This window comes from Brevibacillus sp. BC25, from assembly GCF_000282075.1.
Taxonomy (GTDB): domain Bacteria; phylum Bacillota; class Bacilli; order Brevibacillales; family Brevibacillaceae; genus Brevibacillus.
In genome coordinates, this window is the sequence record NZ_AKIX01000028.1 from 307,588 (window position 1) to 331,213 (window position 23,626).

The window sequence follows — 23,626 nt, forward strand, 5'->3', positions numbered from 1 at the left end:
TTGTTATGGATACGATCTCACTTAATAGATATAGTAGTAGAGCTCCCGACAATAATGTCTGGGAGCCTATTGAATCTCCATATGATCTTGCTGAATTCAAAAAATTAATCGCAGATGTTAAACGTGCATTTAGGAATGGAACAAAAAAACAAAAAGGCGATTCACTAGAAGTCTTAATGACCTTCATTTATGATAGGTTTCAAGACGCTGTTGTTCATCCCAATATTTCTGACGGTGATAATCAGATCGATCATTTGATCGAGTTTCTTGACGTTTCGACTCCGAATTTCATCCACAATTATATTGGATTAAGAATAATAGGTGAGTCAAAAAATCATTCAAAGTCTATAGGAGTTCGTGAAGTAGCTGATCTCTCAGAATTATTAAGATCCAAAAGAGCTAAGTTGGGTATTTTCTCTTCAACAAAAGGGTTTGGCAAGGGCAAAAAGAATAACTATTGGCAATACGCAGAGGGGAAACGAAGAAAACTAGCCTTATCCAGAAACGAATTCATAATCGGCTTTACACTTAAAGAAATTGAGGATCTTGATAAAAATAACTTCTATACTGTGTTAAGACAGAAGTTTTTTAATTTGGTTGATGAAATCGAAGATAGCTATACAGATTATTTAGCAGATCAGCATGACCTGCCCTACCATGAAAGATTATTTTCATGCCTTGAGCAATTAAAGTCAAATGAAATAATAACTGATGAAACATTTAATAATGCCAAAGAAAAGTTGATTCAAAAATATGGCCCACTTGACATCACTTAAAACCCAATTATTTGGGTTTTTATTTTTTATACACTTTTTTGACATTAATATCTCACCGATTATGCATTGATTTGTCACTAGTTGGATCAATTTAAAAATGTTAAGATTATAAAACAAGAACAAACGTTCCAGTTCACGTGATTCTATGGGGCGAACATACTCTCCAACCCGACTTGAAATCTGGAAAAGTCACTAATACAGAATGCTTGGGATATAAATACCCACGGAACTGGACGAACCACGTTTAGTAAGATTGTTAGGAATCTACCCAAAGCGATCCAATCAATGGCTTATGATACCGACCCGGTCAGAAGAACAATCGACTCCCGTCACTTACTCTTTGATAGGTTGCTGAGAATCAAATCCAAATTGTCTTGCAACCCAATCCGATTCATCTCGTAACAAATCAAAAGGACAAATTAATATAGGAGGGAATCATGTTGCGGTTAGGAATTTATGCACGTGTTAGTTCAGACGATCAAGCAGAACGTGGTACGATCGAAAACCAGCTCGAGTTTGCTCGTAAGTATGCGGATCTCCATCAGTTAGAAATCGTAAAGTGGTACAAGGACGACGGCGTTACTGGAACAATACCACTAGAAGCTCGTCCAGCTGGTTGCGAACTGTTACAAGATGCTAAGAACGGAATTATCGATCTCCTTCTTATCTACCGCTTAGACCGACTTGGACGTTCCGCCAGAATCATCCTGAATTCCGTTCACGAGCTAGAAACTGACGGTGTAAAAATCCGTTCCATGACGGAGCCATTTGATACTGGTGACCCATCTGGTCGCTTTCTTCTAACCATTCTGGCAGGTGTAGCTGACTTAGAACGTGAGACCATTCTGGAACGACTGTGGTACGGTGCAAACCGCGCTGCACGATCTGGCAAATGGCTTGGAGGCATTGTCCCCTACGGGTATCGAGTAGATAGTGAAGGCTACCTGGAGATATGTGAAGACCTCCTCCCCCAATCCGATATGACAGAGGCAGGAGTTGTTAGGCTGATATTTCACATGCTCGCTAATCAAGGACACTCATGCATTAAAGTCTCCGACTACTTGAATGCTCTAGGCGTCCCTACTGCTTACGCCAAGGATGATCGGAAAGTTACTCGTGGGAAACGGAAAGAGAATACTGCAGGTATCTGGCGCCCCTCAAGGGTACGTGGGATTATTACGAATACCTCTTATAAAGGTGTACATTTCTACGGAAAACGGAGTACACGAAAACGCGATGTAATTGAACGTGAAGTTCCGGCCATCGTTGATGTAGACACGTGGGAAAAAGCACAGAAAGTCCTTCGAAGTAATCAGATAGAAGCTATGCGTAACGCCAAGAATCAGTATTTGCTGCGTAGCTTACTTAAATGTCAGTGCTGCGGATTAACTTATGTGGGTATTCATTATCCTGGAAGTAAACGCGCACTAAAAGGGTTCTATGTTTGTACGGGTAAACAAGCTTATAAGGGCCCGATGCAAGGTAAATGTAATTCGAAGAATTTGCCGCAAGATTGGATTGAGGATCTTGTGTGGAGAGATTGCTTGGCATTTATTAATCAGCCAGGGGAAGCCCTTCAGGAGATTGCTGCAGCTAGGGAAGTAAAGCAGACTGAGAAGGTCGATTTGGAGTCCGAAATAGCACTTATTCAAAAGAGCATAGATGATAAAGAAGTAGAACGCCAGAGTATCCTGGACCTCTTTCGTAAAAGCATCATCACTTTTACCGATTTAGAGAAACAGATCCAAAAAATCAATCAAGAGAAAGAGATCCTCGAGCTGCGCTTAAAAGATATACGGACCTCGTTGCAAGTTGACCGCGATTATTCTACTAAGGTAATGAATGCTTTTCAATTACTAACATCACTTAGAAACAAACTAGACGATAATCCATCATTCGAAACAAGACGTGAAATTGTGAAGACATTGGTTCAGCGGATTCAGGTACATACAACACCTAGCGAAGGTTCAAAACGCCCTCGCGCTTCAGTCACCGTTCAGTATTGTTTTGCCAAGGATATTATCTACACGGACAAGGATTGCACGAACCGATTAACAGAAATCGAGCGGGGAAGGTAAAAACCTGCTTATATCGTCCAATCGTAACAACCCCTGATTCCAGCGGCTGGCGCAGTACCTCTAATACATGCCGAGAAAACTCGGGTATCTCATCAAGAAAAAGGATACCACCATGAGACAAGCTACACTCTCCGGGACGCGGGATTTGCGCACCACCCCCAATCAGTGCGGTAGCGGTAATCGTGTGGTGCGGGGCACGAAAAGGTCTCTCCTCGACAAGCCCACTCTCCCGCTTCAATTGACCAGCAATACTGTATATTTTCGTAACTTCGTAAGATTCATGAATGGTCATGTTCGGCATGATACCGGGCAGGCAAGTAGCTAAAAGAGTTTTCCCTAAACCTGGTGGCCCCACCAATAAAAGATTATAGGACATCGGCACGTTCTGCTCAACTCCCTTATTGGACTCGAACATTTACCATGATCTGCTGATTCTCAGAAGTCTTTATAATAAATTTAATGTCTGACTTGTTATTAACTTTTTCATTGTTAATAAAACTTCACCTCATTCACTTTTTTCATTCATTACTACCTCAAACAAATAAAAAAACCCATCGACTAAATCGACAGGTTCATTTACTTACCTATTCAAACAGTTCATCCACCAACTTTTGTGCTTCCTTTTCCCTATCCCGTGTTTCTTCTTTGTCAATGTCAACAGAGATTATAAAAACGTCTCCAGCGTTCATTTCAGCAAATAGCGACTTGGGAGGGTCAAATTTGACACCCCTTCAATCTCAACAACGGCATATTTCCCTTCAAATCGGTCTACAACACCCTTTTTCTCCATCCCTTATTTCCTCGCAGTCGCTATTTTTATTGTCTTACCATCACATGTAACAGTAACAGTCCCATTTAAATCAGTTCGATATGTCGCTATCTTTGAATCCTGTAGCTTCTTCATCGTGCTTGGATTTGGATGGCCATACTTATTGTCTTTACCTGCACTTATGATCGCATATTTAGGAGATACAGCCTTTAGAAATGATGGACTTGTAGATGTATCAGAACCATGATGTCCAACCTTTAATACGTCTGCTTTAACTGGCTGCTTAGTCTTTAGCATATCAGCCTCAGACTTTGCTTCAGCGTCAGAAGTGAACAGGAATGAATTTTGACCATATTGCAATCGCAGCACAGCATGGATGCTAGCTTCGATTAATTGACGCTGGAAGGCAGTTGCGCTGTGCCAAGGTACGATGAAATAGAACGATGGTATCACTGGAAAGCACACTCCTTTCAATAGAGTTAACAATAACATGAAGGAGTGGGACAAAAAACTGTTCAATACAGAGATCATCTTCTTAACGTTGCCTAGCTTTTTTAGAAGTGATCTTTACAAAGGGGACAGTTTAAACAGCAGGGTCAGCCTAAGCTTTTTTTAGAAAAGCAATTATGAAATTGATTCACATAGATGGTAGAGCTTATCATGATCACTCCTTTTTGAAACAACTAATAAAACGGTTACCAATTCAACATGCTCATATTCTAGCTTTCGACAAGAAATATACAATAAAATCCAAAATATTACATCATTTTACAAAATTGATTAAATATAATAACATATGAATATTAGGATAAATATACCAAAAAGGGGGTTCCTATAATACATTCTTCAGCACGTTATCCTAAATAAAATTAGTTCAATTTAGATGAGGGAGAAATTAGATTATGAAAAAAAAATACTTAATACCAATCTTTTATGTCCTCTTAGCAGTCTTAGGGCTTAACACGATTTTCGAAAAAGAAGCCCTTGCTTTTAATATTTTCGGTTATAAGTATGATGTTCATATTAATAACCAAAAATACTGGATGAGTGATGAGGAGAATAGTCAACAAGGAATGCTGATTAAATCAGCAGTGGCAGATTGGAATGAAACAAACAACACCGGAAACACTGGCGTTAAATGGGTATTAACAGGTATTAAAGCTTACTCAATTATGGACTTCACTGGATACACTTATGAAAAAGGGGTACTTGGAGTAACCATGTTTTTTCGTGGAAATAGACAAGTCCATCCATGGAATGAAAAGTATGAATTTACAACAATTCTTAGACAAAATGATTTCGATAAGTACAAAATAGATAGTGAAGCCTATAATTTACCGATTGCACGAGAACAAGAACTTGTTTTCCAAGCTATGATTGCTCATGAGATGGGTCATGCCATCGGAATCGCTCATACTGATTTTCACAGTGATACCCTGATGTATGCGGATTCAACACCATGGACTAAATGGGGAATCTATTATCCCGATGATGATGCTATTAAAGCTGCAGCACTATTGTATGGACCCTAATTAATTTATATTTCAACACCAATTTATCAAGTGTTTGGAAGGAGAATACTAATGATTAGCATTAAGAATTTAAAATCCACAAAAAAAATAGCATTAGCTACTATTGGTTTTATAACAATTGCAGGACTTGCTGTTTACTATATAGGCGACTTAAAAAATCAAAATTTCCTTTATTCCAGTGATTCAGATTATAGAATAGTTTCTGGTGAAGCAATGTTTACCGAGACATTCACTGACGTGGAGGGTCTAGCTAAAAATGCAGATATCATAGCCGAAGCTGAAGTTATTTCTCAAGAAAATAACGCTAATTATGAAAGACTAGATGTATATACAGTCTCTGAATTAAGATTAACGAAAGTCTATAAAGGTGATGTAGAGATAGATGATACAGTATCTGTACTGGAAACTGGAGGGGAATTCGATGAAAGAGAGGTGGCCAAATATTTCGCAGGAAAGCGAGGATCTAAAGTGAATGATGATCTTGGTGAACCCGGAATAACATCGGTAGGCATTGAAGGAAGTATACCTATGAAAGAAGGAAATAAATATTTTGTTTTCTTAACAGAAGATAAAGATGACGTTTATAACATAGTAGGGTCAGTTCAAGGAAAAATAAAGATTAATGACGAGAACACCCTTGTATCCCAAGTTTCATTGGAAGTAATAGAACATGGTAATAAACATAATAATCTTTTTTTCCTGCAAGAAAATTATTCAGGAGAAAATATCTCTGAGCTTACAAACGAAGTTGAACGTATAGTCAATAACTAGCTTGACACTCCATTGATAAATACCCTTTGAGCAAATTTGCTGCCTAATTCGTCAAGAAATAACTTCTGCTTATTGTGATGAATACCTCATTTTTAGAAAGTAAGAATAACCCCCACCGGTAGGTCGATAGCTGACGCCTGAATTCAACAGGCGTTAGCGTTTTTAATTTTCTATGTGACCGACTTTGATTGTAAAATTAAATACACTCCTCAATTCACCTTTGTGCCTCGTCTAGACTTCGGATATCATACAGGTAGAACCCTCCCGATTTGAGATGGGAGAAGAAGCTCTTCACCGTAATGTTTAAACTTCTGCCATTTCTTTGCTAACATAAAAGTGCACCCCCTAAAGTTCAAATGTCTACTTTAGGGGGTGCACTTCAAATTACCCTAGCTTATTTCTTGTCCAGACACACGTCTCAATTCATTAGCCAGCCTATGCAACTCATCCCGTTCAACCTGTGTTCCTGCCGCCTCCCATTCTTTCTGTAAAAACACAATGATAGTATCTGCATCCTGTTTCGTCATCTTAGGTTGCTCCTTCTTAAAGTAATCATTTAGGTAGCCTAGTGGCTCCACATCCTTGCCTAGACCATATGAAGCTCCCTTTCCCCTCACCTCATAATGTAGATGATATCCTACACTGTTACCTGTATTGCCCATATATCCAATTACCTGACCTTGTTTTACTGTTTGTCCAACTTGAACAGGTAGAACTTTTTTGTCATCCAAATGAGCATACATGTGATAGAATCCATACTTATCTTCAAGTAATACGACTACCCCATAGCCCCCTAGTCCTGTGCCTGATTTGGCTAGTTTAGAATGAATTACTTTACCATCCGCAAATGCTTTAATTGGATACTGGTATGAGTGGGCTAAGTCGATACCTGTATGCTTCTCCATCTGCCCTTTATAGGCTGGCTTATGCACTTTTAAACGATCCCCATAAGGACTGGTTACTCGATACTCCTTTATAGCCTGAATCATACCCCTAGCATCCTTGGATCAGGGTTAAAATATCCTTGGCATTCAATCCAAGAATACTGGCAGTAATGACAATCAAAGAAATTACAAGCAGTTTACCGTTGGTTTTTAGAAACTCCCCTAATACAACAGATAATCCGCTTTGTTTATCGCTTTTAATTGTCTGAATGTCCGTGTTAACCTTATCCAATTTGGCATTCATCTTCTCCAGTTGAATGTCCTGTTTCTCTGCCCTCTCCTCCATTTTCTCCATGAGCGCCGTTTGTCTGATTTGATTATCATTCAATGAGCTAATCATTTTGGTTAAGCGCTCGTTTGTTTCCTTTTGCTCAACTTTTTATGCTGAAATGTCCTTCTCTATGTTGTCCACTCGATTTGTTAATACTGCTACTTGACTATCCACTTTCTTAACCTCCTTAACGAAAATAAAAAGGACACGGAATGAACCATGCCCTAAAACTCTATACCTGTGATTTGCTTGAATTCCTCGGGAGAGATTTCTCCAAAAGGATTTTCTGTTGTTTTTACAGCCAGTCGCAACTTCTCTGCTGTAATCCACTTCATGCTAAACGCCAGTGCCCAGAATGCCATTAGTTACCACCCCCTCTCAATTGGATTAGCTCAAGCTTAACCATGGCAAGCTGCTCCCCCATCGTTTGGATTAGCGCATCCTTTTGGATATTACTAGTTTTGAGTGAGGAGAGCTCCTGTCCAATCGTCATAACTGGATTTGTTTGTTGCTGTTCTCTAATCACCGAAATAGCCTCTTTATTTTGCATCTTCATTAATCGAACGCACCCCCATAACCATTTACAAGTACACGTTCCTTAGCTGTTCCTTTGTCGATTGTCAACCATAGATTAATAGCCCAATCGGGAGCCGTTTTATTCTTATTGGTAAACAAATAGCCTCGGTTGACCTTGACGGCATTTGTGCAGTCTTCCCATGTTGGAACTGTATCCAAGTAGTTATTACAGACTTTTACGCTTTCAATTGACGAACCTTCTGGCAAGTATCGCTCAAGTGTCACTAAGACACGTAATGGCATTCCGTCCAGAGTGAAGTCTGCTTTAATGTCTGGATTTCCGTACTCTAGCATAAATTCGATATGGGTCTCGTTTCGGGTGATTACGAGAGGAGAACAACAAGGTACTAATCATTAAAACATGCTATCCCCTAGACAAGAACGTATATTCTAGTCTATTACGATACATACGTTCTCTTTATGCAAGCAAAAAAGACTTCGCTCTTTTTGGCAAAGTCTTCTAACAAAATGCGCTTTTTATCTAGTCAAGGAATAATACATTTCTAACATCAAGTTCTTCTTCGCTTCTTCCAATGAATCAATTTCATCATAAATTCTGCATCTAAGTGTTTGATCATTCCGTTGCTCTCTAGCCTGACCGTATAGCTGATTAATTCGTTCGCTCATAGTTTCAACTTCATTGACCTGTTCAGTTTTAAATCTTAATTTAGGTACAATCGCATCAACACTTGCTTCAATTTCACTTAACCCTAGTTCATTCGCTAGAACAGCTCGATGATTCCCGCCAGCAGTCACTATGTAATTACCTGAAGGTATTAATGCCAAATCTAAATCCTGTGGACATGGATCATTCAAACCATTCTCTTTAACTCGCTGCTTTAAATGAACCATTTTTTCGTCTTGAATTACTTTTTCATATTGAAGTGATAAACCAATTATCTTTTTTGGGTCAATCTTTTGTACACCTAAGTTAATCCAAATATAATCATCAGTCGAATACGTTGAAATTATCGGATCTGAATCCATCCAGTTCAAATTAATCAACCTCATTCTATGGTTAATTTTAGAACCAGTTTATCATGAAAAATAGAATAATAGCTCTTATTACGATAATACAAGATCATTAAATCAATTATTTTATATTTTTACATTGATGTTTATAGCAAAAAAGGGGGGTAATACCCCCCTTTATTTTACCAACCTATCTTAAATATTCATTTAAAAACACTAGTCCATTGTTCTCTTGTCATATCTCTCTGTTGTTACATCTAATACTCTATTATTAATGCTAATATGTGTATTATCTACCCATTCAACTTTTTCTTCTACTTCTTTCCAACTCCAGTAGATCAACTTGTCGCCAAATAAACCTGAGTTTACATCGACTCTCAATCCACCTTCAGAGCCAAAACGATATACTTTTGCAGTATATGTATTATTAGGAGAATTAATTTGTTGGGTTAATTCTCCTTGTCGAAGGAAAAGTGTTGAAAAAAAAGCTAGATATACAAATAAGAGTAATAATACTATCGGCAATATAACAAAAATGAACAATTTACTTTTAAGGACTTTTTTCATATGACTTCCCCTTTATAATAGGAGAAACTATTTAAATGTACCGTTTTCGTACCATTTAATACCTCTTGTAATGGCTGCTTGATCAGTTGGGTCATCAAAGTAAGTATCAAACCAAGACAATCTTGCAGTACCAACTAGAACTTGTACCATTCCAGCAGCACTAAGAAGTGTATTCTTACTAAAATGGTATCTTCCTACATAACCGTAGTGAATGTTACCAATGTCTTCGCCTGTAAGGTAATGTTTTTTTCCGTCGATTACAGAAGTTCTTAAATTATTCCAGCCAATTTCACGTTTGTAATCCCAAGGCCCACCCGGTCTTACTTTAGCAGCAAAGTAACCACCAGTAGAAACCCATGGATTAATGTTTGGATTTAATTTTGCAGCCTGCATAAATCCCCTTTCTGCTTTTTGTAAATCAGCCAGATTAGCATCTACCCTATTCTGCAAGTTAAAGCCTCTTGGTTCTTCTGGGTCTGCCAAAGTAGTAAAATCGCTAGACGATTCAAACTCAGAACCATCAACCAGCGTAATGAGTTCCTCTTCTGTAGTTGGAATCACTTCAAAATCTATTGTGAATTTTACAATACCATTGTCCACTTCTTCATTTACAGAGTCAACAACTTCTTTGTAATCATTCACCAAATTTGGGTCAAATCCTTCAAAATTCACCATTGAAACATCCAAAGTGCCGTTTGAGTTTAGTTTCAGTTCATCTTTGAAATTGTCAATAGTGTACTTGTGTAAATCTGTTACATTGTTAATTACTGGGACTGTTGCTTCAGCGGCATTAACTTGAGAGAAACCGCTAAAAAGCATGGCTAGTGCGAATGTTGTGCTGACTAACTTCTTCATTATAACACCCTTTCAAAATGTACTATATTGGTATTTCTATTATAAATTACCATTACATTTACAATATGTAAATAATTATATTGTTTTTTAAATATTATAAAAATAAAATTAATTGAAGAACTTATTTCTTTTACTTGCTATAATCTTATTCTTCATCTTGTGCGATGCATGTATAATTGCAATTGTTGCTTCTTTACTGTGCTTTCCCAGCTATTCAGTTAATTTCGCATACTCTATAAATAGAAATTGCCTATTTCCATTTATCTATTAAACAACGGTTTTATTAAGATATTGTGTTTTGTTTAGAAATCTCATCACGCAGCCATTTGGGGATCTTTGTTTCGTCTTTCACAGTAAATTCCCAATATGTAGGAGAAAGACACTCTTCAACTAATATCCCCTTAGACTCTAAATTATGTATTTCTTTTATGAACTCCCATGTTGAATGAAACGGACTTGTTTTAAATGATAATCCTCTCACAATGATCCCTCCTTAAATTTTTTATATAAAATCAGACATTCATTGTGTTTTCGTTTCAGACCCTTTTAAAGCATGCATGACAATACCTGCAATCGTGGTAAATGCTCGTTCATTACTACTCTCCTTTAACTTTCCAATTGCAACCATACCAACTGCTTCGAGAGCAATTTTCAAATCATTGTAAGTTGGTTCGTTTTTCTGAGGTTCCATTTTCTAACACTCTCCTTCCCATAGAACTATGCTTTCTTTCTTTCTTTCTTTCTTTCTTTCTTTCATTCAGTCTGCTCGTTCAATCATTTTTCGTATGCCAATGGCGTTATTTCTCTTCTTTGCAATTCTTTCAAGTCTATGTTGAATTGGATAAATAATCGAACCCAGTTCCTCTATATCATGATCTGTAAAAGTAAAAGTGTACTCTGTTTGCCCTACAGCATTCCAGCTTCTTAGTTGTAAATTTCATCAATATCATCTTAGTCCACATCAGGATTGTCTTTCTTTATCTTTTTATAAGACAAATCACCTGTGTATTTTTCAAAATTCCCACATGTCAATTATACCAAATATTCCCAGTTTTTTTGATTCACTACTGTTGTAAACACTATAGTTACCACCCTTGTTTCAATACTATAGATCTACAATTTCTACTCACTAGTGTGCTAATGTGACTATTTATCCGCTCAAATAAATACAAAAAGACACAAGCAATAGGTTTGCTTATGTCCTTTGGCATTTACTGGACTTTGTTTCAGTTAACAATCACATTATGAAATCCAGCTGCAGCGATCTCCAAGCCACGTTTTACAAATTGCTGTCCGTAAACATTGGCAAAGTCGGGAGGCAGCTGGTTGGCATTGGTTTTGCCTGTTTGTGTTCCGGGAAAATTCAAGTCGGAGTCTTTACTATGAAGTCCCTCTTTCCAGTAGTTCACGGCCTCTTCCAGATTGCTCGCAGGCAATACGGTAATGTCGACAAGCCTTGCTTCCGCTGCATTTTGTTCGGGGAGAATCACGTGGGTAAATCCTGCATTTTTAGTTTCTAGCAAAATGGGGAGTACACCCGTTACAGGGCGAAGAGAACCGTCTAATGCCAACTCTCCAAGAACAAGGATTCTCTCTGGTCTAGGGAGCATTTGCTTCGAGGCTAGTAAAATTCCAAACGCAATAGCAAGGTCGAAGCCTGAGCCTTCCTTGCGCTGGTCTGCTGGTGCTAGGTTAGCGGTGATCCGCTGCATTGGGTAATCATAGCCTGCGTTGCGCAAGGCAGCACGAACACGATCTCTCGCTTCTTTTACTGCTGAACCGCCCAGTCCGACCAAATCGAATTGGGGCAAGCCATTGGCTATATCTGTTTCTACAGTGACGACCATTCCATCTATGCCGAGCACCGTGCCTGAATAACTGCATGCGTACATGTTCTCTCCCCCTCTGGTTATAGGGTAGGAAAAGATAGAGGGGGTGGGCAAGTAAATTGGAGCTTGTGGCTCTTATAAAATTTACCCCAAACCAGACGATATTGCTCATCCGACAATGGGATCCTCTCATCTGGATTTTTATTTATCTATTCCTGTTTTGATCGCATAGAAGTAGTTTCAAGTTTTCGCTTATCTACCATACCCCCTTCTCTGATTTTGCTAGGCAGTTGACTCAAAGGGTCTACACTCCCCCAAGCACCTGCCACTCCCCCATACATTTATGGAAAACTTTCACTCCAACAGGTATACTGCAAATAAACAGGTAAGGAGTTGGTTCTCTTTGATTTTTACTGTTGATAGCCATCAAATTTCTATCCACTACGAACATGCTGAACCTGTTCAGATAGACTGGGACGAAGTATACAGTGTCTCTTACTATAAGATCGATTGCATTGAGTACGAAATGGGGTACCTCGTTTTTGACTTGGTATACGGTGAGTCCATTGAGATTAGTGATAGTGATCTGGATTGGGAAAAAATCGTAAATGACCTCGAAAAATACTTACCCTCGCCAACAAGCGATTGGAGGCATTCATTGCGTAGTTGGTCGATCGACGACGGTATTCTTTATCTTTATGAAAAAGCGTAAAAACGAAGGTGGACTGGACCGCATCACTTTATCCAATGATTTAGAACGGGTATTATTGCTGAAACCATTTGAATACGATGGGGACGACACCGTGCCAGATGGATGTAATTACAGTTTACTCCTAATTAGTGATTTTCCACTCATCGATCATCATGTAGAATACGTAATAAACTGCTTACTCCACTCCACGCCTATCGTGACAACTGCGCCCTCGTGCTGAGTCACCCTTAACCTCACTGCTTTCTCTTCAATTCATTCAGTAGTTCAATGATTCGCTGGTTTTGATCCACTTGTGTTACGATGTTCTGGTTCATCTTCCGAATCGCGTCGTAGATTGCAAAAAGTCCTGCCAACAGTAGAAAAGCAAACAACAATTCCATGCCGCTTTTACCTCCTTACGATTAACGTTGATATAAAAAAGACCCGCGATCGAATGCGAGTCTTTTCTCATGCTGTGTTGTTTCTCCTTGAGCAAATCGAGCTACTTCTGATAGACGGTGATGTATTCTTTTTGTACGTGATCTGCTAACCAAACGAGCTCATTTCCATGGTAAAACCTCACACCATCTTGCCAAGCTTGCCTCGCATCGATTCGCAAAAGTACGGGATGATCGTCTCGTCTTTTTCCAACCTGCTGTGCTGTTTGGACGTCTTCAGACAGATGCACATACTGCCTTCCTTTTGGAACAAGCCCGCTAGCCAAAATAGAATCGAGGAATTTTTGCGGCGTGCCATGAAAAAGATACGCAGGCGGTTCTTTTTCTTCCTTTTGAATCTTTTGCGGCACAGAATGTCCATAGAGGGCGCGAATTTTGCCTTGATTGATCTCATGACGCTTTTTTTCTGATAACGCAATCATCGTATGTAAATCTTCTTCGGTAACTGCTCGCCACTTGCGCTGTTCATGAAGTGACAAAAGCAATTGCTTGATAGGTACCCATCCTTGTTCATCTAACTCAAGCTCAAATTCATGGGGGGCATGACGAAGCGCATAGGACAGTTCTTTACTCAATTTTTGATAATCCATACACTCATCTCCCATTACAGGTCATAGCCACTTCTTTACGCAAAAAAGTAACCGAGACTCACTATTGCAGCAATAAATAGGTGAACGATGAAATTTCCTGTTAGTCGAACCCAGAGTTGTTGGCTTTTCATCGTCCAAAATCCATAAAGGAGAGCAACGATCAGGTAAGCCAGAACATAAACGAAAAACACAGGACTGCTCTCCTCTTTAGGACATTTCTTTTTTTATGTTAGCAATTAGCTTGTCAGCATTGTTTTCATCGTTATCAAACATAACCAGGTCTTGCAAAGCAATTCCTTCCACGGATTGAATTGCTGTGGACATAGAATCGGCCAGTTGCTGCATATCAGCTTTGTCTGCTACTTCAACATCTAGAACCAGTACAAGTTTTTTCTTCATGGTGAAAGTCCTCGCTTTACGATAAGTATGGATAGTGCGATCGAGCCATATCATCCCCATTATACATAATAATCCGGTATACATCGACAACGGGTAATAACTGCTTAATCCGGAATCTCTATATATGCGAAAACACTCGATTTTAATATCTCGATCAGTTCCTCATCCATGTATATGTATTCATCAGGGATGCCCAAGCAAATGATCCTTTTATCCATCAGTTCTGAGCCAAACTTTTCTTGTAACCGCCTTACATGTTTTTTCTCCATACAAAAAATGAGATCAGCCCAGCCTATAAGACCACTTGTTACTTTGATACGCGCCCCAGTTTCAGTACCTGCTGATCTTACTTCATAGTCATTGATTCCATGAAAAATCTTTTCTGCAGTCAAGCTCCTCCATTTATTCCTGCTGCAAATGAACAGTAGCTTCATTCTTCCTCCTCATCCAAATCTTCAAACTGCCATTCCTCTGGTACCGGAAAATAAGCGTCATACTCTTTCTTGGCATCCTCGCTCATTTCCTCTAGCCATGGCCAATAATGCATGACATAGTCCTCACCAAATCCCATCCGCCAAAACAAACTATAAGGATGCTCTTCTGGAAACACAATCCACGGCGGCAAATAGAAATGCGGTTGATACCCATCTAAGCTTTCACGTACTTCCATCCACAATCTTCCTAGTATATTTGAATCGCTACTCGTACGATCGATTAAGGCTGCATCCCCAGTAGAGAGTAGGATTTCGCGAATGACAGGGTACTGTTCTACTTTTGCTTGTAATGCCTTGCGCATAATGTCTTTTTCAAGGATAGTCCCTGAGACTTTGTTTGCTTGCAGATAGTGTTCCGAGGTTGTCCATAGCTCTCCTTCCAACTCTATTGGATGACCGGAGAAATTGGAGAAGCAGCCGTAAGGGTTGTCTGGTTGATCGAAGTGAATTTCGAGAGGTTGCTGTATATGTTTTCGGATATGATCCTGCATGAATATTTGTACCTCCCTATCTATCGTAACGTTTCCATCATGACTAACTGACGATCCACGCCTTCTGTAAATACTTCCGAAATATCTCATCCAGCTTGTCTGTTGGGTCCGCCAGATCATTTGTATATTGGCTAGTCAGTGCAGTCAGACGCTCAATTTGTTCCTTAATAAAATGGTGAAGCTCTTCGATCCTTGGCTCCAAGTTCAACTCATCCCCAGCTATTTTTCTTTGGAGCAGCTCAGAAATTTTACCTTTTAACGTAGAATCGGTTATCAGCTCTGCAACTAACTGATTAAATCCAATGGGGGGATTCGTATGATACATTTCGATCCAGATGCATGCGAGAATCGGGCGTAACACATAAAAGTATTTTTTGATTTTGACTTGCTCCCCTTGCAGATAGTCCCGAAAATTCCCTTTTGCCATACTGAGGTAATGATGCAAGGAAGCCTTTGGTGAAAATACTTCCCCTTGCAACCTTTCCAGCTCATCTCGAAAGCCAAGTGTATCGAGATAAACAATGTCTGACACAAGCCATTCTTGTAGGGGCGGATTCGATTTTCGAAATAGCTTAAGCGCTTTTCGAATATCCCAGCCGTTTATATCTAAAAGGTCATTGATCGGTACTTCTACAACATCCCGTTTGTCGTCAATGGACAAATACCATTCTGGTTTCTTCACATAGACAAAACGCACATCATAATCGCTATCTTTGGATGGAAATCCCCATGCCCGGCTTCCTGATTCAACGGCGAACAATACTTTTAAGTCACGCGCTTGCTCGATTTCTTTTAACTTTTCCAAGATGATCTCTCTCAAGAGTCATTCCTCCTCCACAACAAATAACAGGGTTTCCTTTCTCTTGGAAAAAAACTCGCTGAACCAATTAAGATTCAGCGAGTTTCCTGTCATCCATTATTTTACTGTTACTTCGATTTCCACTTCATAGCCTTTGTATTCAGCTGTAATAGTGGCCTTACCTTTCTTTTTACCTTTTACCGAACCGCTGCTGGATACTGAAGCTACGGAAGATTTATTAGACTTCCATTTTGCTTTAGAGCTGCTGATGTCATCGCCATCATAGGTGAGTTTGATCTTTTCGGAGTCACCCTTTTTAATGGTAATGCTTGTGTCATCTGCTTCCAGCTTGCCTGAGCTCTTGCTGTCAACTTTTACTTCAATTTCAACTTTTTCGCCTTTATACGTAGCTGTAATGACTGCTGTCCCTTTACCTTTTGCTGTAATCGTACCACTGCTGGTAACGGTTGCTACAGAAGATTTAGAGGTTTTCCATGATGCTTTTGAATTGCTAATTGTGTCGCCATCATATCTCAGTTTTACAGTTTCTCTCTCGCCTTTTTTCAAGGTGACGCTCGTATCGTCTGCTTCCAGCATTCCTGAGGAGCTATCGACAGTCACTTCAATTTCTACTTTTTCGCCTCTGTATTGAGCGGTAATGGTAGCTTTACCTTTACCTGTTGCTGTAATCGTACCAGAGCTGCTTACTGTTGCTATTGAGGACCGGGATGTGGACCAAGATGCACTCGAGTTACTGATGCTGGAACCATCATATTTCAATGTTACGGTTTCTCTTTCCCCTTTTTTCAGGGAGATCGTGCTGTCGTTTACTTCTAGTTTACCAGAGTTGTTGTAATCAACCTTTACACGAATTTCGACTTTATCGCCTTTGTATGATGCTGTAATGGTAGCTGTTCCTTGGCCTTTTGCCGTAACGACACCGTCATCAACACTTGCCACGCTGGAGTTAGATGTTTTCCAGGTTGCTTTTGATCCAGACAGTTTTTCATCATCATAAGTTAGTTGAATTGTGTCTCTGTCGCCTTTTTTCAAAGAGATGCTGGTTTCATCTGCTTCCAGTTTACCAGAACTGTCAGTATCTACGTAAACTTCAATTTCTACTTCGTAGCCTTTGTATTTTGCAGTAATCGTTGCTGTACCTTTGCCTTTTGCAGTAACGACACCATCATCGTTTACGGTTGCTACAGAGGACTTCGAAGTCTTCCAGGTTGCTTTTGAACCAGAAAGTTTATCGTCGTCATATGTCAACTTAATGGTTTCTTTATCGCCTTTTTCCAATTTCAGTTTGGTAACATCTGCTTCCAGCTTACCGTCTGAATTTCCGCCTTCAACATCAACGCGGATTTCTACCTCTTGGTCTTTGTAGCTAGCAGTAATGACAGTGCTGCCTTCGCCTACACCTTTAATTTCACCATCGTCAACAGTTGCGACAGTTTTATCCGCGGTTTTCCAAGTCGCTCTTGACCCAGGGAGACTGCTGCCCGCAAATTTCAAACTAACGTTTGTTTTTTTGCCTTTTTTAACAGAAACCTCTGTTTTTGTTGCTTCCAAAGTCTGAGCTCTGTCGACAGTTACTCTAACTGTAGCACGATAACCGTTGTATCTAGCAGTAACAACAGTCGTTCCTACTTTCTTACCGTGTACAACTCCATTGCTGACAGAAGCGATGCTGGAGCTGCCAATTTCCCAATCTACCAATGCGTTATCGATAGGGCTGCCATTATAAGTAAGGCGAATGGTTTCTGAATCCCCAATCGTGACGTTCACTGAACCTACGCTTGCTTTCAAGCCATTGGAGACTGAGCTTGCTACCACGCTATAAGCTTCAATAGATTTTGGTGTCGCTACTTGTGCAGAAGCAATGCCTGTAACTGAAAACTGAACAGTACAAATAGTTGCTACCGCTAAGGAGACGTTTTTCATTAAACTGTTCTTAATCTTTTTCATGTTTTTACCTCCAAATTATATCCTATACTTCTATTGACGAATGAGATGGAAAAATGTCACACCAAAATGGCTATTTTTTTGAAAAACATTTGTTTTCATTTCAAACATTTGTCGATATCCCGGATTTAAAAGCAAAAATGATACTAGTTATGGGCTTGTCTGTACGAATCGAATCGATCCGTTTCATCAAAAAAAAATGCTTTCCAGCTTTGAGCCGGAAAGCGGATATTGATGCTTGGAGGAGTTTCATCGCGTCGAGTACAGTACATAGTACGCTGGCTCTGCGACTGATGCTGTAGACGTATCCCCAATATATTCGTGGTCAAGAGCCCGTTTTTCCTAGAAAGCACTCTCATAATGCTCAATGACCGGCTTCATGAAGTCTCCACCTTGCGTAGATGTACCCGTGTATATCCCGATGACATCAAAACGAAAAGCAGGGATTGGCTGTGAGGTTTTTTGCAAGTATTCGATGGCAAGCTCACGCAGCTTCTGTTTCTTCTTCCAAGTAATGGACTCGCCTGCTGTTCCAAAAAATTGGCTGCTCCTCGTTCGAACCTCAATGAAAACCAAGCAATTTCCGTCTAGAGCAATCAAATCCATTTCCCCACGTTTTGTTCGAACATTTCGATCGACAATGCGGAAACCCTTGTTCACTAAAAAGCTTTCAGCAAGCTGTTCTCCTCTTTGACCAAGAAGACGGCGGCGATCGCTCATTATTTGGGGCCTCCGCCTTTATCGATGCGATAGACAAAAGCAAGGATTTCTGCCACAACTTGATACAGCTCCGGAGGAATTTGTTGATCCAAATCCAGCTTGCCCAAAACCTCTACGAGTGATGGGTCCTCTTGTACCGGTATATCATGCTCCTTAGCTGTCTTCAGTATATTGTCAGCCACGTATCCCTTGCCTTTTGCCACAATTTTTGGCGCTTCCATGGTACCCGCCTGGTATTTTAGCGCAACTGCCTGTTTGCGTTTTTGCTCTGAAGAGGATGGCGGCTTCATATGCGAAGGTCAACCCCTTTATAGTCAGCCAGGATGGGGCCTTTGGTTTGAATCGGACTTATTGACTTGCCGCGCTCGGCCGGGACTGGCTGGACACGCATAGCCGAAAGATGATAACCAACGTCCTGTAATTGGTCAGCAAAACGATCCTTGGACCCTTGAATGAGTGCTTCCACCCATGGCGTATCGTTAAAAATTTGCAGGTTAACGATTCGATTCACGATACTTACATCAATCATGGTTGTCCCCATACTTTGGAGTTCCAAATGAAAGAACAGCCGGCAGTTCTCCGGATCAAGCTGTCCAGAGCCTTTCTTTTTCGACTCAATTTGGACAAAAGCCGTCTCATCCCCTTCTGCTTGGCGAATCGGAATTTGCATAACGATTTGAGACAAAGCTTGGTTAGAGGGCTGTACCATCATCAACTGTTGTCCGGTCACTTGTTGCAGCAGTTGATCTGCAGCTTCACGCAAGGCGGTTGGAAGTGCCTGAGCTGGTGCTTGACTGATTTGCAGCAAGAGGGATTTGACTGTATCCATCTGCTTTAATGAATGGGAATCGATTGCCCCCTGTGAAAGTGCCTGTCCCATCAATTCTCTCTCGTGGGTTACGCCTAAATGACGAAACAATTCAGCAATCGGGTTAGCAGCTGTGGCTCCATTCGCTGCACTAGATGCTTGAGACATCATTTGTGGAATGACTTTTTGCCCCACATCTGTCACTACGGCCCTTTGCTCTGCCATCTGCTTGTTTTGGACCGTGTCCTGATTCATCTGTAATGACTGAGGAGTAGGCAATGGCTCGTTTCGAGCAATTTTTGACTCGATACTTGGACCACTGGTCTGGTTAGGCAGCACCTGATTACTCTTTCCGGTCATGGTGTTTTGCTGCGATTCCACCTGCTTACCGGCGATGTTTGGTGCAGGGGCTGTCTCAGTGGAAACAGTTGACAAAACAGCTTGTGATGGCGATGCTATGGTACTGAAAGCCTGCATTGCTGGTTGGGGTGATGTTTGCACTTGCGATGAAGGCTGACCGCTCTGCCCAGGCAGCGGCTGAGTCTGGCTTCCTCCAGTCGCGTTCTGCGAAGCAGCTTGATTGGGCTGATTCCCTTGTCGCATTTGTTTGATCGCCAGTCCCTCGTCTGTAGCATCGTTCCCCACGATAAGGAAAGAGAGTCCCGTCAACTTTTCTTTTAACTGACTAACAAGCTGTTTGACATCTCCCGTTGCTGCATTAGCTTGTCCGGGGACTTGCTGTGATTGGCTTTGAGGCACCTGCCCTGTCGGCTGTGAAGGCTGGCCCTCTCCCTCTAAAAAGAGCGAGGCTTGCTGCAGCAGGTTTTGCATGAGCTGCCCCATTGGCTTGTCCGATAAAAAAGCTTTGAGCCCTGCGATTGTATCGGGAGACAGTGGCAAATTTCGTTTCATGGCAGTCATGAATGCCTCAATAGTGGCATTGTCTACTCCTAATCGCCCAGCCACGGCTGAAAAAGCTTGTATCGTTTCCTTATTCACAGGAAGATTGGCACCAAGCAGAGCTTGCACGATCGCTTTGTTCTCTTTTGTATCGGCAATCCCTAGTGACCGCATTAGCCCTTCTAGAGATGCGTCTTTGCCAGCTCCTTCACCGACGCTTTCCAAAACCTTCAACGTGACGACACCTGTTGATGGTTGGACTTGCAGCCAAGCTTTCTGGCCCGGTTCCAGACTTGCTTCCATTTTCGCCTGAACCTGCATTCCCCCGACTTGTACGAGCGCCATATTGTCCGGGTAATGCTTGATTACCGTGCCTTTAAACACTTGTCCGGGAGTAAGCTCAACCGGCTTCGGAGCGGATATGGGTGCTTTTTGCACGAATGATTGAATAAGTTGCGACGGGGAAAACATGCAGATCCTCCTCCTGTAGGCAATATGTTACTAGCACTTTTTAGGCGTGTTCTTTTACGCCAGTGAATGTCTTGCGATGAATCGGTGTAGGTCCAAATCGAGCGATTGCTGCCAGATGCTCAGGGGTGCCGTAGCCTGCATGTTTGTCAAAGCCATAGCCTGGATATTGTTCGGCATACTGGGCCATCAATCGATCGCGGGTGACTTTCGCTACGATCGATGCGGCTGCAATCGAGACACTCTTGGCATCTCCCCCGATAATCGGAACCTGCTCGCAATCCATTCCGGTTAGCTGCACAGCGTCAATCAGTAAAGCATCTGGAGATTTACCTGCCTGTTGGATCGCCAGCTTCATCGCCTCTTTTGTAGAAGCCAATATATTGATCGCATCGATTCTTGCTGCATCGACAATTCCGATTCCCACAGCAAGTGCATCTCTTTGAATGATTTCGCAAAAAGCTTCTCTAGTGGATACAGGTATCTTCTTCGAGTCATTCAGGCCTGGCAAGTAAAAATCCTTGGGCAGGCACACGGCACACGCGACAACTGGACCAGCCAATGGTCCTCTTCCGACCTCATCAACTCCGAATATGTACTGATGCCCCTTCTCAAACATGGCTTTCTCATATACGGTCATGTCAGCCCACATCTGTGCGAGCTTTTCTTGACGCGCAATCGCTGCTTCCACCTGCTTCGCTAGAGCCTGTACACCCGCTCTTTTATCTTCTTTCAGCAATTGTAAAAAATCTTTGGGTACCTCGTCCAACTTTTCCATCGTCACTCGTATTTCTTTTATCGACATATCCGCTAGATTCATTGACTCATTTCTCCTTACCGATCCTCATAGTAAAAAACCTGCCTACCGTATATATCGATAGACAGGTTTTTGATGGCTGGAAAGCTTATTCTGGAAAAGATACTGGCTTACCGATCGGTTCGTCCATTTCCCAGTCAATCGGGCGCTCGACAGAGATCGTTCCCAGCTTGCCGGAACGCAGCTCACGCAGGAAAATTTCCGCTGCCTTGTCGTAGTCGATATTTCCGCCAGAAACGAGGCATCCACGCTTCTTCCCGATTTCTTCAAGCATTTCTACTCGATCCTCAGGCAATTCTTTTAGCTTGAAGCGTTCGATCAGGCGTTCCGGATAGTAGTGCATCATGTAGCTGATAACAAATAATGCTACCTCCGTAAAATCGATGAGCTCGTCTTTAATTGCCCCACTTGCCGCCAATCGCAGACCTACCATCTGATCTTCAAATTTTGGCCAAAGAATACCAGGCGTATCAAGAAGCTCTAGTGTATCGCCCATTTTTACCCATTGTTGCGCCTTGGTTACCGCTGGACGATCACCTGTTGCCGCTACCGAGCGCTTGGACAAGCGGTTAATGAGGGAAGACTTGCCGACATTGGGGATTCCCAAAATCATAATACGGATGGCACGACCTTGCATCCCCCGCTCACTGCGCTTTGCCAGCATGTCAGCAGCTAGCTCCTTACACATTTCTGGCAGCTTGCTGACACCTTTTCCACTCAGGGCATCAATCGGCAATGTGCGAATGCCTTGTTTGCGAAAATAAGCAATCCACTCATCTGTTGCCCGTTCATCCGCCAAATCTGCTTTGTTAAGTAATATCAAACGTGGTTTATCACTGACAATCTCATCAATCATCGGATTACGGCTGGAAAGCGGCAGACGTGCATCGAGAAGCTCAATGACTACATCGATTAACTTCAGCTTTTCCGTTACTTGACGACGTGCTTTAGCCATATGGCCAGGAAACCATTGGATCGTCATGATGTCTCACCTACCTTGAAGCTTTGCGTTATCTAGTCAAGCGAATTCCCGCAACCGGCCAAAAAGTGAATTCAGCTCTACCAACAACCGTACTGACGGCAACAGGACCGATGGCTCTACTGTCATGACTGTTCAGCCTGTTGTCGCCCATCACAAAGATATGGTCTGCTGGTATTTGGACCGGGGGAAAATCGTGGGTAAAGAACGGCTCTCCCTGCTGCTTCGCTTGTTCTTTGAATTGTGCAAGATACGGTTCCTCTACCACTTTGCCATTGACCAGCAGCTGATCGCTTTTGACCTCTACTGTATCACCCTCAACAGCAATGACTCTCTTGATGTAATCTCGTTCCTTTTCAGCATGGAACACGATGATTTCACTAGGCTTCGGATCTTGCAAAAAATAAATCGCCTTGTTCACAACTAATTTTTCGCTATTATGTAATGTACTTTCCATGGATTCGCCTTCTACAATAAACGGGGCGAACAAAAAGGTACGTATGAGAAACGCCAAGACTAAAGCGATCCCAAGTGCCTTTATCCATTCCCATAGTTCATTTTTCTTCTTATGACTGGAGGTAATTTCTTCGCTCATGACTTACGATCCTCCCATGAAAGCTCGTCCAACCTTAGCTGTAACATATGTCAAGATGAACTATTTTATTTCAAGATCGTTAAATGGAAAAAAGAGGCCTGGCAAGCAGGCCAGTCCTCTTTCTAAGCGTTACGCTTATCGACGAATTTCTTTAATACGAGCTGCTTTACCTACGCGATCGCGCAGATAGTACAGTTTCGCACGACGTACTTTACCATGACGCACGATTTCGATCTTGTCGATCTTAGGCGTGTGTACTGGGAATGTACGCTCAACACCTACGCCGTAAGAAATCTTACGAGCTGTAAATGTTTCGCTAACACCTGTACCGCGACGGCGAATGCATACGCCTTCGAACAGCTGGATACGCTCACGCTGACCCTCGATAACCTTAACGTGTACACGAACAGTGTCACCAGGTCGGAACGCAGGAATGTCCTGTTTCAATTGCGCTTTTTCCAGTTCACGGATAATTTGGTTCATTTGAATTTCCTCCTTCCGATAGACGTTCT

29 protein-coding genes and 3 pseudogenes are annotated in these 23,626 nt (G+C 41.5%); 5 read left to right on the forward strand and 27 right to left on the reverse strand.

Annotation, left to right across the window (positions count from 1 at the left end):
* Positions 1 to 5 precede the first annotated feature (5 nt).
* Positions 6 to 776: a hypothetical protein gene (locus PMI05_RS07815; RefSeq protein WP_007719636.1), complete on the forward strand. Its 771-nt coding sequence runs from the start codon at positions 6 to 8 to the stop codon at positions 774 to 776.
* A 437-nt stretch (positions 777 to 1,213) separates the two neighbouring features.
* Entirely contained in the window at positions 1,214 to 2,854 is a 1,641-nt protein-coding gene (locus tag PMI05_RS07820; RefSeq protein ID WP_007719638.1) for a recombinase family protein, read from the forward strand.
* Here the strand turns inward: PMI05_RS07820 and PMI05_RS29855 are convergent.
* Positions 2,796 to 3,221, reverse strand: a pseudogene (locus PMI05_RS29855) (ATP-binding protein); the annotation flags it as partial. The gene PMI05_RS07820 and the pseudogene PMI05_RS29855 sit on opposite strands and share 59 nt — an antisense overlap.
* Positions 3,222 to 3,647: 426 nt before the next feature.
* Positions 3,648 to 4,076 (reverse strand): ComEC/Rec2 family competence protein, encoded by a 429-nt coding sequence (locus PMI05_RS07825; protein ID WP_007719646.1) that lies wholly within the window; start codon positions 4,074 to 4,076, stop codon positions 3,648 to 3,650.
* Positions 4,077 to 4,525: 449 nt separating this feature from the next.
* On the opposite strand from PMI05_RS07825, the gene PMI05_RS07830 reads away from it, so the two are divergent.
* Both PMI05_RS07830 and PMI05_RS07835 read left to right on the forward strand, forming a co-directional pair.
* Positions 4,526 to 5,155 (forward strand): matrixin family metalloprotease, encoded by a 630-nt coding sequence (locus PMI05_RS07830; RefSeq protein WP_007719648.1) that lies wholly within the window; start codon positions 4,526 to 4,528, stop codon positions 5,153 to 5,155.
* Between the two features lie 51 nt (positions 5,156 to 5,206).
* Positions 5,207 to 5,926 carry a hypothetical protein gene (locus tag PMI05_RS07835; protein ID WP_007719650.1) on the forward strand — a complete coding sequence of 240 codons (720 nt, stop codon included), beginning with the start codon at positions 5,207 to 5,209 and terminating at the stop codon, positions 5,924 to 5,926.
* A gap of 43 nt (positions 5,927 to 5,969) precedes the next feature.
* On the opposite strand, the pseudogene PMI05_RS31770 reads toward PMI05_RS07835, so the two are convergent.
* From PMI05_RS31770 to PMI05_RS07885, 11 genes and pseudogenes are all read right to left on the reverse strand, one after another.
* Positions 5,970 to 6,116: pseudogene (locus PMI05_RS31770) on the reverse strand (hypothetical protein); the annotation flags it as partial.
* A 199-nt stretch (positions 6,117 to 6,315) separates the two neighbouring features.
* Entirely contained in the window at positions 6,316 to 6,915 is a 600-nt protein-coding gene (locus PMI05_RS07840; protein WP_007719652.1) for a M23 family metallopeptidase, read from the reverse strand.
* Between the two features lie 4 nt (positions 6,916 to 6,919).
* Positions 6,920 to 7,210, reverse strand: a complete 291-nt coding sequence (locus PMI05_RS07845; RefSeq protein ID WP_007719654.1) for a hypothetical protein — start codon at positions 7,208 to 7,210, stop codon at positions 6,920 to 6,922.
* A gap of 155 nt (positions 7,211 to 7,365) precedes the next feature.
* Complete coding sequence (locus PMI05_RS07850; RefSeq protein WP_007719656.1) at positions 7,366 to 7,503, reverse strand: XkdX family protein; 138 nt, start codon at positions 7,501 to 7,503, stop codon at positions 7,366 to 7,368.
* Positions 7,503 to 7,697 carry a hypothetical protein gene (locus PMI05_RS07855; protein WP_007719658.1) on the reverse strand — a complete coding sequence of 65 codons (195 nt, stop codon included), beginning with the start codon at positions 7,695 to 7,697 and terminating at the stop codon, positions 7,503 to 7,505. Before PMI05_RS07855 ends, PMI05_RS07850 begins: the two co-directional genes overlap by 1 nt.
* 497 nt (positions 7,698 to 8,194) lie before the next feature.
* Positions 8,195 to 8,713, reverse strand: coding sequence for a hypothetical protein (locus tag PMI05_RS07865; protein ID WP_007719662.1), 519 nt, complete (start codon positions 8,711 to 8,713; stop codon positions 8,195 to 8,197).
* A 192-nt stretch (positions 8,714 to 8,905) separates the two neighbouring features.
* Positions 8,906 to 9,256 carry a DUF5412 family protein gene (locus PMI05_RS30870; RefSeq protein ID WP_007719663.1) on the reverse strand — a complete coding sequence of 117 codons (351 nt, stop codon included), beginning with the start codon at positions 9,254 to 9,256 and terminating at the stop codon, positions 8,906 to 8,908.
* Positions 9,257 to 9,283: 27 nt separating this feature from the next.
* The gene (locus PMI05_RS07875) at positions 9,284 to 10,111 is read right to left on the reverse strand and encodes a polymorphic toxin type 44 domain-containing protein (RefSeq protein WP_007719664.1); all 828 of its coding nucleotides are present in this window, start codon (positions 10,109 to 10,111) and stop codon (positions 9,284 to 9,286) included.
* A 283-nt stretch (positions 10,112 to 10,394) separates the two neighbouring features.
* Positions 10,395 to 10,592 (reverse strand): hypothetical protein, encoded by a 198-nt coding sequence (locus PMI05_RS07880; RefSeq protein WP_007719665.1) that lies wholly within the window; start codon positions 10,590 to 10,592, stop codon positions 10,395 to 10,397.
* Between the two features lie 39 nt (positions 10,593 to 10,631).
* Entirely contained in the window at positions 10,632 to 10,802 is a 171-nt protein-coding gene (locus tag PMI05_RS30690) for a hypothetical protein (RefSeq protein ID WP_007719666.1), read from the reverse strand.
* Positions 10,803 to 11,343: 541 nt separating this feature from the next.
* Positions 11,344 to 12,003 (reverse strand): annotated as a pseudogene (locus tag PMI05_RS07885) (magnesium chelatase domain-containing protein); the annotation flags it as partial.
* A gap of 340 nt (positions 12,004 to 12,343) precedes the next feature.
* Here PMI05_RS07885 and PMI05_RS07890 point away from each other — a divergent pair.
* The gene (locus tag PMI05_RS07890) at positions 12,344 to 12,652 is read left to right on the forward strand and encodes a hypothetical protein (protein WP_007719670.1); all 309 of its coding nucleotides are present in this window, start codon (positions 12,344 to 12,346) and stop codon (positions 12,650 to 12,652) included.
* A 233-nt stretch (positions 12,653 to 12,885) separates the two neighbouring features.
* On the opposite strand, the gene PMI05_RS31020 is transcribed toward PMI05_RS07890, so the two are convergent.
* The 14 genes from PMI05_RS31020 to rplS form a co-directional block, all read right to left on the reverse strand.
* Complete coding sequence (locus PMI05_RS31020; RefSeq protein WP_007719672.1) at positions 12,886 to 13,032, reverse strand: hypothetical protein; 147 nt, start codon at positions 13,030 to 13,032, stop codon at positions 12,886 to 12,888.
* Between the two features lie 101 nt (positions 13,033 to 13,133).
* The gene (locus tag PMI05_RS07895) at positions 13,134 to 13,679 is read right to left on the reverse strand and encodes an RNA 2'-phosphotransferase (RefSeq protein ID WP_007719674.1); all 546 of its coding nucleotides are present in this window, start codon (positions 13,677 to 13,679) and stop codon (positions 13,134 to 13,136) included.
* 207 nt (positions 13,680 to 13,886) lie between these two features.
* Positions 13,887 to 14,078: a hypothetical protein gene (locus tag PMI05_RS07900; protein WP_007719678.1), complete on the reverse strand. Its 192-nt coding sequence runs from the start codon at positions 14,076 to 14,078 to the stop codon at positions 13,887 to 13,889.
* A gap of 104 nt (positions 14,079 to 14,182) precedes the next feature.
* Complete coding sequence (locus PMI05_RS07905; RefSeq protein WP_007719680.1) at positions 14,183 to 14,512, reverse strand: low molecular weight protein tyrosine phosphatase family protein; 330 nt, start codon at positions 14,510 to 14,512, stop codon at positions 14,183 to 14,185.
* Entirely contained in the window at positions 14,509 to 15,063 is a 555-nt protein-coding gene (locus tag PMI05_RS07910; protein WP_007719682.1) for an NADAR family protein, read from the reverse strand. The genes PMI05_RS07905 and PMI05_RS07910 overlap by 4 nt, the downstream gene beginning before the upstream one ends.
* A 43-nt stretch (positions 15,064 to 15,106) precedes the next feature.
* The gene (locus tag PMI05_RS07915; protein ID WP_007719684.1) at positions 15,107 to 15,883 is read right to left on the reverse strand and encodes a nucleotidyltransferase domain-containing protein; all 777 of its coding nucleotides are present in this window, start codon (positions 15,881 to 15,883) and stop codon (positions 15,107 to 15,109) included.
* A 96-nt stretch (positions 15,884 to 15,979) separates the two neighbouring features.
* The gene (locus PMI05_RS07920) at positions 15,980 to 17,830 is read right to left on the reverse strand and encodes an Ig-like domain-containing protein (RefSeq protein ID WP_007719686.1); all 1,851 of its coding nucleotides are present in this window, start codon (positions 17,828 to 17,830) and stop codon (positions 15,980 to 15,982) included.
* Positions 17,831 to 18,169: 339 nt separating this feature from the next.
* Complete coding sequence (locus tag PMI05_RS07930; protein WP_007719690.1) at positions 18,170 to 18,547, reverse strand: YraN family protein; 378 nt, start codon at positions 18,545 to 18,547, stop codon at positions 18,170 to 18,172.
* On the reverse strand, positions 18,547 to 18,837 hold the full coding sequence (locus tag PMI05_RS07935; protein WP_007719693.1) for an EscU/YscU/HrcU family type III secretion system export apparatus switch protein: 291 nt from the start codon (positions 18,835 to 18,837) through the stop codon (positions 18,547 to 18,549). The genes PMI05_RS07930 and PMI05_RS07935 overlap by 1 nt, the downstream gene beginning before the upstream one ends.
* On the reverse strand, positions 18,834 to 20,726 hold the full coding sequence (locus tag PMI05_RS07940) for a hypothetical protein (RefSeq protein WP_007719695.1): 1,893 nt from the start codon (positions 20,724 to 20,726) through the stop codon (positions 18,834 to 18,836). The genes PMI05_RS07935 and PMI05_RS07940 overlap by 4 nt, the downstream gene beginning before the upstream one ends.
* Before the next feature lie 40 nt (positions 20,727 to 20,766).
* Positions 20,767 to 21,543, reverse strand: coding sequence for a ribonuclease HII (locus PMI05_RS07945; protein ID WP_007719697.1), 777 nt, complete (start codon positions 21,541 to 21,543; stop codon positions 20,767 to 20,769).
* Between the two features lie 85 nt (positions 21,544 to 21,628).
* Complete coding sequence (gene ylqF / locus PMI05_RS07950) at positions 21,629 to 22,522, reverse strand: ribosome biogenesis GTPase YlqF (RefSeq protein ID WP_007719698.1); 894 nt, start codon at positions 22,520 to 22,522, stop codon at positions 21,629 to 21,631.
* Positions 22,523 to 22,550: 28 nt separating this feature from the next.
* Entirely contained in the window at positions 22,551 to 23,114 is a 564-nt protein-coding gene (gene lepB / locus PMI05_RS07955; protein ID WP_007719701.1) for a signal peptidase I, read from the reverse strand.
* 135 nt (positions 23,115 to 23,249) lie between these two features.
* On the reverse strand, positions 23,250 to 23,597 hold the full coding sequence (gene rplS / locus PMI05_RS07960; protein ID WP_007719703.1) for a 50S ribosomal protein L19: 348 nt from the start codon (positions 23,595 to 23,597) through the stop codon (positions 23,250 to 23,252).
* Positions 23,598 to 23,626: the final 29 nt, after the last annotated feature.